General features: G+C 54.8%; 7 protein-coding genes. 1 reads left to right on the top strand and 6 read right to left on the bottom strand.

Features of this window, described 5'->3' with window-relative positions:
• Positions 1-218 precede the first annotated feature (218 nt).
• From BAUR9175_RS19710 to glf, 5 genes are all read right to left on the bottom strand, one after another.
• Positions 219-350, bottom strand: a complete 132-nt coding sequence (locus tag BAUR9175_RS19710) for a hypothetical protein (RefSeq protein WP_257944326.1) — start codon at positions 348-350, stop codon at positions 219-221.
• 148 nt (positions 351-498) lie between these two features.
• On the bottom strand, positions 499-1,257 hold the full coding sequence (locus tag BAUR9175_RS19875) for a CatB-related O-acetyltransferase (protein WP_101583878.1): 759 nt from the start codon (positions 1,255-1,257) through the stop codon (positions 499-501).
• 78 nt (positions 1,258-1,335) lie between these two features.
• Positions 1,336-3,648, bottom strand: a complete 2,313-nt coding sequence (locus BAUR9175_RS11810) for a hypothetical protein (RefSeq protein ID WP_141322682.1) — start codon at positions 3,646-3,648, stop codon at positions 1,336-1,338.
• Between the two features lie 295 nt (positions 3,649-3,943).
• The gene (locus BAUR9175_RS11805; RefSeq protein ID WP_101583874.1) at positions 3,944-8,500 is read right to left on the bottom strand and encodes a glycosyltransferase family 2 protein; all 4,557 of its coding nucleotides are present in this window, start codon (positions 8,498-8,500) and stop codon (positions 3,944-3,946) included.
• Between the two features lie 242 nt (positions 8,501-8,742).
• Positions 8,743-9,900 carry a UDP-galactopyranose mutase gene (gene glf / locus BAUR9175_RS11800; RefSeq protein ID WP_101583872.1) on the bottom strand — a complete coding sequence of 386 codons (1,158 nt, stop codon included), beginning with the start codon at positions 9,898-9,900 and terminating at the stop codon, positions 8,743-8,745.
• 290 nt (positions 9,901-10,190) lie between these two features.
• Between glf and BAUR9175_RS11795 the strand changes: the two genes are divergently transcribed.
• Positions 10,191-12,749, top strand: a complete 2,559-nt coding sequence (locus BAUR9175_RS11795; RefSeq protein ID WP_101583870.1) for a glycosyltransferase — start codon at positions 10,191-10,193, stop codon at positions 12,747-12,749.
• On the opposite strand, the gene BAUR9175_RS11790 is transcribed toward BAUR9175_RS11795, so the two are convergent.
• Positions 12,736-14,241 (bottom strand): glycosyltransferase, encoded by a 1,506-nt coding sequence (locus BAUR9175_RS11790; protein ID WP_141322684.1) that lies wholly within the window; start codon positions 14,239-14,241, stop codon positions 12,736-12,738. The genes BAUR9175_RS11795 and BAUR9175_RS11790 overlap by 14 nt on opposite strands.
• Positions 14,242-14,336 lie beyond the last annotated feature (95 nt).

The raw sequence follows: 14,336 nt of genomic DNA, 5'->3' as shown, positions 1-14,336 counted from the left end.
GTCCACGTCGAGGTCTTTCGGATGGGCAGTGTGAGAACTTCCATCATCGGAAGACCTCGACGTCTATCCGGGTAGCGACTCGCTCTGTTTGAAATTCATCGGTATACACTCTCGTTTGCGAAGAGCCCGATATCGTCATGTGTCGGTTCCCGGAGCGAGAACACCGCTTCACCGACATCGTCATGGGTCCGACGCTTATGAGCCGCAAGGATCTCTTCTCAAGGCACCGATTTGCGGATCGCACCCAGGGAGAAGACACCGAACTTCAGCAGCGGATCGTAGCTGACGGCGCCCGCATCTACTCGGCGGACCGATTCAATTTCATCCAGGTCCGTGGCGACCATGAACATACTTGGTCGGTCTATGACAATGAGCTTTTGGCGAACTCAACAATTCACGCATTCGGGTACAGCGAAAAACACTATCTCTATTAAACGTAGCCCAGACGACATAATTCTACGCACGGCAATGGCAACAAACTACAAAACAGCAAAACACTCAAACTTCGTGCAACTGCCCTGAATTAAAGAAAAATCTCCTAGGCAAAAATTCACGGAGAGCACCTTCGGCTTTCCGAGTCTCCATAAAGCCCAGAAACTCTTCAACGTCAAACATGTTCAGATCGCGAAAGCACTGAGGATCATACAACCAGTACTGAAGGTCCATAAACCGCTGAACAATTTCGACCGGAAACCTCATTCTAATGATCTTTGCAGGATTCCCGCCCACAATCGCGTAATCGGGGACGTCTTTCACGACCACACTTCCGCTCGCGATAACGGCACCGTTGCCAATTCTCAAACCGCTGCGAACAATGCAATGACCACCGATCCACACATCATTGCCGATTCGCACCCGACCGTAACCGCGCGGGAATTCATTCCCAGGACCTTGATACCGTAAACGCTCAGGCAAGTACGAGTCATAAAAGTCGCTAAAATGGTACGGACTTGTCGTGACAGAGTCGATCGGATGGTTTCCGTTAACAATCCGCAACCCGCGGGCCACAGAACAGAATCTGCCGATATCAGCGAACATCATATTCCTGGGCGCGTCCACGACATATGAAAACGCGCCCATCGGAAGAATCATATTGCGCGGATGTCGCGTAAACTGCTCAAATACACGCTTTTCAGCGGCCAGTACTTCGGTGCCTGCCGACATCGGCCACAACTCAGCCCCACGGTTCCAAGTTACCCCAGCTGCCAACAACTGGTCTGCACCAGTATCGTCAATTTTGAATCTACTAACAGGCATGACAACTCCTTACCTGGCAACATCGAACCATGCCGGTTCTTTTAAACAAAGACGAAATAGTAGCGAGTATCGCCGAGCTCAGTCCATGTTGTTTGCAATTGTACCGCCACACATCCGCCACATTGCATAGAGGTGCAGAACCTTATTGACAAAGGTCCTTCCATAACTATGGTCTACCCCGTAACGCACCCCAAGCTCGTTTCTTGCCCACCGTTCAGCAACCTGCAGAATGTCAGAGAGCTGCACATCCTTAGACATTTCACTAATTGCACCCAACGCAAGGTCGATCAATTCGTTCTCAGAACTCTTGCGATCCCGACTCGGGGAAAATTGCTCACACACGTCGCACGCTATCCAGCGAGTACTAGCCGCTGAAACAGTCCGGGACTCTTCCAATTCTCGCCCGTCGGTGGTCATACTGTCTCGCATTGAACCGAAAAGTGCGCTGAAGGCCCGATTGTATGACGCTTTGTCATAGGGTATCGACGCAAGGTTGGGCGCCAAACGATTACACAGCTCTAACTGGACCCTCGGCCCGGTCATTAGTGTACCTACCATCAAACGCAATTTATATAACGAACGCGTTATAGCAGGGGTGGCCGACCAAGAACCCATGGTTGCGTTGATCCGACCTCCACCGTGCAATCGGGCCCGAAAGAAGTTAAAAATATGACTTGCTTTCTGCGACATCGACCCTGGAACGTCCTCCCATCTCGACGCAACGTCCAAAACGCCTCTAGTAGGAGCGGGCTTCATTGTAGCATGGCCGCGCCATTTGAAGACTGTCTGCGCCAACGTTACAGTCAGCTCAGCGGGGGATCTCACCCTAGCCTGCGAGATTCCCCACGCGTCGGTGGTGTAGTCGCGAGCAATATTGCCGAGGCCAGCTCCGCCCACGTATATTACTTCCGGGTCCGGCTCCAACGGGTGCCCATGACTCCGATGCCAATATGATCCGTACGTTGAACTAATCTGCTTTTGTGCTAAATGCGTAGTGGAACAGGGCCCCACTCTGGTGACACCTCGCCTGCTGAACGGCACGCCACATTCTTTTGAAATGACAGACGCGATGCGTTCGTCTTCAGCACTGACGTTCGTGTCAACGCGAGCGGTAAACAGGGACACTTTACCAAGGTTTTCGTCAGCAGTAGCGAGCATCCCAGCAAGCACTACGCGCGAATCAAGACCACCAGTAATGTCGCAACGCACTTCCCGTATGTCAGGGTCATTCAATATCGCAGCACAATTACTTTTGATTTCCTCTGCAGCAGCGTCCAGAAGCTCGTTGTACCTCGCGTCAGTGAAACTTAATGGCCGGTCAATATCCAATCCGAGAGCACTCCGCGAATATCCCAAGCCACCTTTGGGATCCAGAAGCCGCACCTGGTCTGGTCGCACTATCGCAAACCCTTGAATTTCAAGAGCATCAAGCAACGGTTGCTGAAACGGCTGCACCAACGAGGTAAAATCGGCATCAATTGTATCGAAGTTCAAGTTCAAATCTTCACCCAATAGACGGGCGATTTGAACTGCAAGGAGGAAACTTGAAGCAACAATGCTTAGAGTGTTGCTGTGATATTCGTACCAGATACCGTATCCAGCATAGTCCGAATGGAATTCCACAGAGCCGTCAGGGAAGACGGCACAAGCAACGAACTCACCACTACAGAACGACATCAGGCGCGAACCGCACGTCGACGAGGCATGTTCGTTCCGCTCTAGAGCGTCAACTACAGAGCTACCCTTTTTAAGATTGCGTTCTTGGTATACATAACCTGAGCCGAAGCCTACGGCACCCTCTGCCGCATTTATACCAACCGGCGTCGACGAGGAAATCACCATACTCGCGGTAAGGGCAGCAGGCGTCCTATCGAGTTCACACTCCGCAACGTCATCATGCCGAAGTAAGCGAGGCCCCGACGCGACGTCGAACAGTTCGGAATCCACCGAAGCCGCAAGCGCTGCGATATCATTCAATCGGCTATCGTGATCGTCAGTGCCTTTTGCGCTTTCCCAACGCACATAAGCGAGAACTCCATGGGGACTCATTGCGGAGGGCACAGGTATATCGGCAAGCGCCTCAAGGCTAGCTCTAACTTCGTCGTTAGGTTCTACATGTGAGTCAACAAGCTCCAACACTGGCACATACTGCCATTCGGTTTCAACAGATAAATCAGCGTCTTCGATCGACGCTTTTACATGGTAGTCGCCAGCCGCTATATTGGCTTCATCGACTTTCCAGCTGTATTTATTGTCAGATTTCAGCCAAATCGTGTCGATTATTCTATTATGTCGAAGCAATTGGATTTGTATTTTGGCCGATCTAGGATATTCGTAGCATTCGACAGACAGCTCTCGTTGCCGACGGTCAAACTTCAAGGATGCGTACATACTGTGTCCTCATAAATGGCTGGTCGTATTATGCGACGAGAAAACTGTAATACCCGGCAAATAGCTACTCGCAGGAAGAGCCAGCTGCGAGTGCGATATACCCAGAAGCAAACAATTCCAAGCAGACGGTTATTGCATGAGTCTTTTTGTCAATTTTCAATTACATTGATTCTTGATTGTAATGCACATTCGGCGAGAAATCAATCATCTAGTCCTGCGGCAACAGCGGATCGCACTCGCTTTCAGTATCACGTGCTACAACAAACATCATGCGGGAGTCATGGTTGCCGCATCCTCATTCACCGGCGATTTTGGTGGAGAGCTCTTGGCTACGCTGGCGGTACGTCTCTTGAAATTGTGCGGGTATTCTGGCTTTCGCCCATTCTATTAATTCCATCGCAAATTTAGACCACGCTGGTTTTACGGTACTGTAGGATCCCAAAGGCGAAATGCGTTCATGTGTACCCCGCAGCGCTTCAAGCACCGCCATTCTTCTCTCGTCGTCAATATTTGTAACTTGACTTCGACTCTTGAATTTGCGATGAGTACATACCTCTACCTCAAGATGGCCGATTGCTTCCGCGCTTAGGATGCTGTGCCAGTGATACAAGACATCGTTATGAACAATGGTGGGCCCAAAGAAAATATTTGCGTCGTGTAATAGTGAAGTTTTTATGATTCGATTCCATGGATAATTGATCAATCCGGCAAGCAGGTCCCGTTTGGCGTTTATGTCTGTAGCTTCGTTTAATTGTTTCCAGATGTCCGAATCGGCGTTGAACATCCCGCGTGATCGACCCTCATCGGCAAACTCAATGCGATACTGGACAAACATCAAATCCGATTCATCATGGTCTGCTTTGATGATTGCTTGCCGAAGTGCATTCGCATTGATAACGTCATCGGCGTCCAAGAAGTAGGTATACCGGCCAGTACACAGCGGAATGATTGCGTTACGCGCCCGGCCGGCACCTCGGTTCTTCTGTTCGAAGACGTGCACGTTTGCGTACTTTCGCTCGTACTCGCGCATGACGTGCAGTGATTTGTCAGTCGAGCCATCGTCGATCAGCAACACGTCGAAGGCCAGACCGTCCAGCGCCATCACTGAGTCCAAAGTATCGCGCAACAGGTCGGCACTGTTGTAGACCGGTATGACGATCGTCAGGTCGAGGTCGGGATAAGCCGAGCGGTATCCAGCAAAATGCGAAATCGTCTTCTGGGGGACGTTTGCAGCTGGTTCTATCTCCCTGGCCCGGTCGTAGATGTCTGCCAGGCGATGCTGGATGATCTTTGCCGCAGCCGGTTGGGTCTGTCGGCGCACGATCCACCGTTGCCGACTGACATAGTCGATGAACTCCGAGAACAAAATCTCCCGGTGATCGGCCGTACTGGTCTTCAGCGACTGCAGAATCGTGTTCGCGTGACTGGCGATTGCACCCAGTTTGTATTCGAAGGCTCCCATCGTCTGGCCCTCACGCGCCATCCGGTGATAGCTGACGATCTCGTCACAAGCGACGATCCGTTCTGCACGTGACAGGACATGCCAGTGCAGCGGGTTGTCCTCGTAGAAGTAGTCTCCTTCCGGGTAGAGCACATGATTCTTTCTGACGAAGTCGGATCGGTACAGTTTGCGCCAGGGGACAGGAGAAAGTCGCAGCAGACTTGGATGGCTCGACGCTGAGATCACCTGTTCCAAGGGGATATTCCGCCATCTGTCGCCGTCGTAGGCGTCCGCGAAGCTTCTGTCGTTCTCGTCGAAAGTGCGGAAGTCGCCGATGACCAGCTCGGCGTCATTGGCTTCAGCCAGCTCGATCAATCTGCTGAAGGCCGACTTCGTCACCCAATCGTCGCTATCGACGAAGGCGATATATTTGCCGCGCGCTGCTCGTATGCCAAGATTGCTCGGCACGCCGGCTCCACCAAGCGTGTTGTGATCCAGCTCGATGACGCGAATTCGGTCATCGAGCGCCCGGTGCATTTCGATGACCTGCCGACCGTTGTCGGTGGAAGCATCGTCGACAATGATCAGCTCGAAGTCCTCGAAATCCTGCATCAGTACGGACTGGATTGATGTATCCAGGTATGGTGCAACGTTGAACACTGGCATAACGATCGACAGAAAGGGCGTGCGATCCGTACTGACAGTGCGCGGTTGTTCGACGATGTGAATCACGCCCGCGCTGCCGGAGGTCAACTTGCGGATGTGGTGTTCGTTGGAGTCGTGCGTAGGGGTATCGACTCCGAAACCGACTGGGGCCGAGACCGGTCCCATTGGTGTTTGAAATACACCGAAGACTTTCCACCGAGTGTCAAGGATCCCGTCGACGTTTCTCGTTGCGATCTGGCTGGTTCCATCCGGCTCGCCGAGCTCGAACTCGTGGCGCCGAACTCTTCCGTCGACCTCTCTCAATAGGTGCAGTGCGGTCAGCTGGACCTCGGGACCACGGTACAAACTCAGTTCAATCTGTCCTCGGAAGATCCGCGCCGAATCTACAGACACATCAAGGTATCGTTCAGCAAACCCGACGTTGTCATTCGGTCCTGGTTGCGCGGCATTCGGCAGCAGACGCAGGAGCCGGCCACTCGCGACTAGAATCCGATCACCGATCGCACTCAGGACCCGTTGATGTTTGACTATGCAGCCCTGGACGGATTCGCCGATGTCATGCCGACGAACGATTGAGACAAGGAGTTCTCCGACGGGAAGCTCGTCCAACTGGATTTCGGCGACAATATCCTCGTTGTCGCCGCCGGCGACAACTGGAACGTCAACACTTGTGTCTCCGCTGGCGAATTTTACTGCGACAAGCTGATGAGAATCCGGTGCGCTGATAGTCACCCGAACCGCCCCATCGTCCACGACAACAGAATGTAGTACCGGACGCTCAACCAACGGCGCGGCAGTGACCCATTCCGGATCGGCCCCTGCCCAACTCTTCAAGGTCTCATCGACGTCAGCTTGCGCGAAGGTCGTTGATCGAAGGTCTCCTCCGACGATATCCTCGACAACCACGACTCGTTCCACGTTTAGCGACTGACTCTGCGGTGAGTGTCCCTGAACCGCGACCGCATGCCGGACTATCGCTACGTCTGCTTCTACCTGGTCGCCCTCGAAGATCTGTGTGATCCTGCCCGATTGAACGAGCTCATGGAGAGCGTCTGCCATCGGACCCGGCCGATCGCCCCCGTCGGCCGAATCGGACTGCATCACTGCAACGCGAGCTCCAGTGGCAATCAACGAATAGAGTTCGTCGACAACTGCTTCGATGAACTCATTGCGCCGCGGTGTACGCCGTCCATCGAGAATGAGAATCACATCGAAGGAGGTCGATGACGGCGAATCTTGCGTCCACCGTACCGGCGCGGCGAAAGCTTGTCGGCCGGCCCCTGCCCGGATGTATGCACTGTCTTCACCCACACTGATGCGGTTATGGAACTGGGAGTACGCCTCGCGGTACTCGAGCCATACCGGATCAATCCACAGCCCCCCTTCGAAGTCGTCCTGCGCATCGTCAGACGGATCGATCAGAGCAAATTCCAGAGGAACTTCAGGACCGACGGCTTCAATGCGCGCACCGGTGGCTGCTTCCAGACGTTTTCGGAATTCGGTACCTGCGCCCTTCCGAGCACCATCGAAGTACCCGATCTCGTCGATCACAGCGTCACGTCGGAACAGGAGAGACGGCTCGGAGAGCGCGAGGCGAGCTCCTCGAGAGCTCACAAGCGAGAGATCATCGCTGACTCGGATCTTTCGGACGATGTTTGCCAGTTTGCCGCTGTTCTCGACGAGGTCACGAACCTGTGTTTCTATGCGCCTCGGGTGTGCCCAAGCGTGATCACTCTGGAAGGTGATGAACGATCCTGCTGCCAGATCAATCGCATTGTTGCGGCGAACGTACTGGTTGGAGTCTGCCGACTCACGGACGACTTTGATTCGCGAATCCAGCGATGCGATCTGTTCCAACACCGGTTCGAAAACGCCGGGTGAACCGTCGATAACGATCAATTCCAGGTTTTGGTAGGACTGTTCCACAATCGATCGCGCCGCAGTCACCGCGTTCACCGTCGGGTGATCCGTCGTCATGATGACAGAGACGAGCGGCCCGTCGTCGACACGACCCGTGGCCTCGGTCTGCAGCCGCTGGAATCCGGAGTCTCCGTCTCCGCTCACACCGATCCGTTCCAAACCGTAACGGTAGAGCGAGGGGTTGAGGGCGAGCAAAGTACCTTCAATTGTGCCGCCGAAGCGCGAATGCTCCAGCTCAACCGCAAGCGCTTGTTTACGCCACGTGCTGTCGTCGAGACGTGAAACCAGAATCCGTGCGGGCTCAATCAGATCGGCATACAGCAACCTCTCGATCAGCAGCTCATTCAGCTTCCGATCGAACTCCGCGCCGGCCAGTACCCGTGTGGATATGAACTTCAGAAGCGCCTGTTCTGATGCGCTGGCAAGTTCACGCGCATGCAACAGCTCAGAGAGCGCCCACAAATCCTTCAAGCTCATCCGGTCCAATGTCTGGTCGAACGCCCGCGGATCGTCCGCGAAACGTGCGGCCGCCGCCTTCAGACTGGCCCAATCGTGCTTTCCCTCAGTGAACCTTTCAGAGAGCAGATCGAGTGCCCAGATGGACTCGTGACAAGCGCCGAAGGCTCGCACACGCATCGTTGAGATCTTTGGGGATCGGCGGGCTGAGAGGCGTTCGAAGCGCGCCCTGTCTCCCGCCACAAGTTCGAGCGTCGAACTCGCCAGTTCTGACGATGACTGAGATGCAGGTGTTCCCTGAGCCGAATATGCAGGAAAGTCGGCATAGCTGCCGTTGCTGATTCGAACCAGGAAGTCGTCCGAATGCATGTACGGGGAATCAGAGTTTTCAGAGATACTTTGCACCTTCGCAGTTTAGCAGGTGGCAATCCGCCAAAATCGCAACGCACCCGCATAAGACGCATGCAACTTCAGCTACACGGAAACGCCATCTGAAGACGAATACGAAAATCGATGCCTTAAAATGAACTCCACTTGAACTCTATGTAACGGCGCGCATAGTCGCATCGTCATTCGCGGTGAACACGGCCGCATTCCCGAGCGCCGCCCTATCAGATGCTGTCGGCCAATTCATTGCGCCACAACGACAACGCCGATCCGATTGCCATGTGCATGTCCAAGTACTTGTAGGTACCGAGCCTGCCTCCGAAGTACACATTCGGCTCGTTGGCGGCACGCTGACGATACGAGAGCAGAGCTGCCCTGTCATCGGCCGTATTCACCGGATAGTACGGTTCATCATCCCTGTCGGCGAAACGCGAGAACTCTCTCATGATGACAGTCTGATCGGACGCGTGGGCCGTTGCACGCTCCGGGTGGAAATGTTTGAACTCATGGATCCTGGTGTAGGGCACGTCGGCATCCGGGTAGTTCATCACCGGCGTTCCCTGAAAGTCACGAACAGGCAGAATCTCCTGCTCGAAATCCAAGGTCCTCCAGCTCAGTTCCCCTTCGCTGTAGTCGAAGTAACGGTCCACTGGCCCGGTGTAAACCACCGGAACCTGCCCAACCGCGGATTCCTTGCTCCACGGTTGCGTCAAGTCGAAGAAGTCCGTATCCAAACGAACCTCAATGTTCGGATGATCGGCCATACGCTCAATCCAAGCAGTATAACCGTCAGTCGGCAACCCTTCATATGTGTCGTTGAAGTATCGGTTGTCGTAGTTATACCGCACAGGCAATCGCGAAACGATGTCACCGGAAAGCTTTTCGGGCGATGTCTGCCACTGCTTTGCGGTGTAGTGCGCGAAGAACGCCTCGAACAGTGGGCGCCCAACTAATGCAATGCCCTTTTCATAGAAGTTCCGAGCTGAATCGACGTCATACTCGCCTGCTTGCTCCTTGATGAGGGATCGCGCCTCATCAGGGGTGTACGCGGCGTCGAAGAATTGATTGATCGTGTGGAGGTTCACCGGCAACGCGAAGACTCGACCGGCATGAGTGGAATAGACCCTGTGGGAGTAGTTTGTGAAGGTGGTAAATCTATTGACGTAGTCCCAAACCGTTTTATTGGACGTATGGAAGAGATGGGCACCATATTGGTGCACCTCAATCCCTGTCGTCGGTTCGATCTCACTGTACGCATTGCCGCCGATATGGGAGCGGCGCTCAATAACAGTCACTTTTTTGCCGGCATGAGCCGCTCGCTCGGCAATTGTGAGACCGAAGAAGCCAGAACCGACTACAAGAAGATCAGACATGCTAAACATCTTCTCATACCGGATGGTCGACGTCTCCTCCGACTAGACTCGATAGCTTGGGAGACATCGCTGTATCCGCCGGCGATAAGGCCTCAATTCCCTCACACGGCATGGCGGTGTTACTCAGTTCTTCACCCAAGGTTTACCGGTTGACCGGTCACATAGCTGAAGCCCGCAATCAAGACGGAATGGCACTGAGGTAATCTGATGTGGCGTTGAAGACTGGATTTGCATGAGTCGTATTCCGTCGGCCCCGCTGCTCTCCACACCGAGTGATTGAGGTATGCCCAACCGTGACGATGTCCACCGCCGTCGATTCCGCGGCAATAGCTCATGCGCCATCGGTGTCAATCGTCATGGCAGTTCACAATGATGCAGAGTTTGTAGGTCGGGCGATACACAGTGCACTGGCGCAGACTGAACGAGACATCGAAGTCATCTGCGTTGATGATGCGTCAACCGATGACACCGCTGAGGTAGTTCTTCAAATGGCGGACGATCCTCGGCTTCGATACATCGGGCTTGAGAAGAATAGTTCCGCGTATCAAGCGCGAAGGGTAGGCATAGCTGCAGCGAAAGCACGTTACGTTCTATTCCTCGACGGAGATGACGAGCTGGCCCGCAACGCTGCGGAAGTCACGTTAGCCAAGGCTCGAGATTCATCGGCGGATGTCGTCGGGTTCGGCGTTGAGATGGTCATGCCCGCCGGCCAAGGAACACCTCGCTTCGAACGTTCCCTTCAGCCCAAACATGCCGAGCTCATCGGCGAGCAGATAGTCTCCGCCTTGTTTCCACTTGGTCAACCCGCACAGGGGCACTTGTGGAAGTACCTGTTCGATCGGGAGCTCCTCCGCGATGCATATAGGCAAGCCGACGAGTCATTTCAGTTCTATCGAGCAAATGACATTCCGGTTTCGTTCCTCGCCCTGTCAAATGCTCGCAGATATGTGTCGACTTCGAACCGTCTCTACCGCTATTTCTTCCGTCGAGGCACGAGCGGGCAATCGATCGACACTATCGACCAGTTCAAGTTCTATCTGAGCGCAGTCGATTCATTGGAGTCGATCGATGATCAGGTCCCCGCCCATGCCCACGCGTCATATCGATCCGCGCGTCGATCACTTATCAGCAATCTGGTCCGCGATTGTCTGGAACGCACCACCGGAGACTTGCGAGATCAATGCTTCGATCTGCTGCTGAGCCGTGTCGGAGCGCTCGATATCGTTCTGGCATCGGCAGATTTCTGCAGGGAGGCCCTCCCGATGCTGGTGGAGCAGTTCGAGCACCTCGCCGTTTCACCGGTCCAGCAGGCACGAAGTGTCGTCGTGACGACATCACACCTGAAAACGGGCGGCCTCCAGGGAGTCGTGGCCGCACAAGCGCACATCATGGTGAGCGAAGGCATCGACGTGACCGTTGCCCTTCACGAAGACCAGGACATTGACCATCCGATCACGCCGGATGCCCGAAATGTCACCATTGTCGGCAACAGTTGGGCCGAGAAGATCCAATGTTTCATCGACATCTGTTCTGATGTCGACGCTGATGCCGTGTTTGACCACCATCTCCTCTACAACGAGTACTGGCCGTTCTACGCCCTCGCAACTCGTGCGGTAGGGATCGGGACCATCGGCTGGGTACACAACTTCGCGCTGCGACCGATATTCAATGGATCGACTAGGACGTCGTTCATCGCCGCCAACTTGCACACTTTGGAAGACACCGTTGTACTGTCTCCGACTGACGTCGCGTTCTGGACAATCAATGGCGTCGACAACGCTGTCTATTTACCAAATCCGCCGTCACCCATGCTCATCGAGCAGGGAACAGACTCTGAACCCAAGAAGCTCAGGTCTGCGCCCATCGAACTCGTTTGGTGGGGCCGCCTCCAGCAATCAACGAAACAAGTCGCTGAATTGCTCAAGGTGGCTTCAGGTCTGCGAGATCTGGGCGTCGAGTTCCACATGTCGATCATCGGACCTGACGGGCCCGACATGACACGAGCCATACTGCTCAGAGAAGCTCAGCGCATCGGGCTCAGCGAATCCGTCGATGTGCTCGGCCCGTTGCATGGAAAAGAGCTGACATCGGCACTCCAGCACGCCGATGTGTGCCTCATGACCAGCTCCATCGAAGGGTTCCCTTTGACCCTCGTCGAGGGCCAGGCATTGGGCCTACCCGTGGTCATGTATGATATTCCCTGGCTCGCCTATCTCGAAGGAAACCACGGGGTCAAAACTGTTCCGCAGAACGACCCCAGTCAGATGGCTCTTGAAATTGCCGCCTTCGTGGGAGACCCACAGTCATATCAGGACACGTCTGCCGCTGCGCTGACTTCGGCGCGCCGGCTCCTCGACGTAAATTTCGGATTGCTCTACCGACAGCTCATCGAGAAGCGACTAGATGCGGGTCACCGGCCCCCGCCGACGCCAGAGGCTTCCCAGATGCTCCTTCGGTTAAGCGTTGAGTACTCAGAACGAACGGCACGCGCTCTGGCCAAGTCCCGGGCCGAGGCCAAGTCTCTGAAGAACAAAATGGCCGCCGCGCCATTCACGCCACTCAGCTCCAAAGTTGAAGTGCCCGGCATCGAAAATTTTCAGCAATACCGAAAGAATCGCAGTACGTTCTTGCGGAGATTCATCGCGAAGATTCTGCCAAGTACCTGGAAGCAAGCGAACTTCATTGCCGAACGCAACGCCAAATGGAATCGTACGGCTCTCAACTCGATCGCGCGGCAGCAACAGGAAATCGCGCGTTCGCTCAACGGCTTGCAACAAGCAACCAAGGAATCTGCAGCAAGAACAGCAGCCATGGAGAGATATCTACGCGCCGAGCGGGACGATCTCAGGAACCAATAGAATGATCGTTCGTTCCATCCGGATGTAGACTCTCGATTCTGGTTTCATCCATGATCTGCAGCAGTTCCATAATCGTGTCATTGCTTCCGTCGACAACTTGTCTGGCGGCTAGTGCCGCAAAGAGAGCGGTCCTCCTGTCGAGGGAAACCATATTGCTCATCTCAATGTTCAGCTCTGATACAGAACGCGCGACGAGCCCCAATCCCGACTCAGCGACGAGTTCCGCTCTTGCGGTCTGGTCGTCGGTCACAACGTCCGTATTCGGGACGTAGACTGCGGGAAGTCCCACAGCAAGGTTCTCGTGCACTGAGTTGTATCCGGCAGAGCACACAGCGAATTCGAACGCTTTCAAGTACGGGGCCAGCGGGTATCGACCGTGGACGACCACTGCCCCTGGGATCTCAGGTTCGCGGTCGGCCACCGGCGAGACTAAAACTACCGGGGTCAGCTCGGAATTCAACGCGTTGAGACAATCGATACTGGCTGACACCGCGGATTGGCCATCGAGTTGTGCACTGCCAACCTGGATGAGTGCGTACTGTTTATCCTTGTCGAGACCCAGTGCCTGTTTCGCTGCCTCGCTATTCAGAATCTCCAGCTGGCTTGCTTGAGATACCGGTCCAACATAGGAAACCTCGCCTTGGTCGTGGGGAGCCTCCCCTGTCACCTCGCCGGGAACGATGACAAAGTCAGCCACGTCGAACGGCTGGTCATATTGAACCCTGGTGACACCCTCTTTCCACATTCCACGACGCAGCCAGACCAGGGGGATTTCCAGCCGACGGGCCACCTGTGTGACACCCCGATAAACAGCAGTGCCGTCGAAGACAATGACATCCGGACGATCAGTACTGATGCGCCGCTGAAGATAGCGGGCGAACGACCGGTTCCAGGCCGATAGGGTCCACGGAGAGGCGGCCGAACTGGGGTGATACATGACCGGATACCCCCACTTGCGCACGACTTCGTATGCCGTCGACAAGGTGAGAACTGCAGTACGACACCCGGCACGTTCGGCTTCCGAAGCAATAGCAAGACACCGAGAGAGATGGCCCATTCCCGACCCATTGCTCGTGACAAAGAGAACTCTCGGTCCGCCAGGTTCGCCACCGTGCCACGGTATCGGCGTCAGCTCCGGTACCACCTCATCAGCTCGAAGCGAATCAACATCCCCGAGCAGAGTAGTAGCGCTTGCATCGATACGGTCGAGCAGCAGTTCCTGCTTGAATTCGTGTCGTGATTGTTTGACGCGGGTATCGCGAACCTCTGCAATGACGTCCCAGTTGTTCTTCGCAGCGAGTTCCCGGCGGAGAGTCATCAGCATCCGACTCGTTCTCCTATCCAAGTACACAACGACCGCACACAGCACTGCAAGAATCCAGGTGCCGAAAACAGCCGCCCAGACAGCCAAGGCTGAGGAACGGATATCCGGTGTAGTGGACAGAACCATCGCTGGGCCCGCTACGGCCAGCAACGCTGTTGCGACTCCCATACCAACTAGTGCAGATTTGAACCGTTTCCCCACCCTGCAAGCTCCTTTTCCGCCGCCGTAGTCGACGGCTCATTAGCGAGATCAGTCGGCACCCC

The organism is Brevibacterium aurantiacum, from assembly GCF_900169065.1.
Classification (GTDB): domain Bacteria; phylum Actinomycetota; class Actinomycetes; order Actinomycetales; family Brevibacteriaceae; genus Brevibacterium; species Brevibacterium aurantiacum.
Note: the sequence above shows the minus strand (reverse complement) of the source record. Positions and strands in the feature narration are given on the sequence as shown.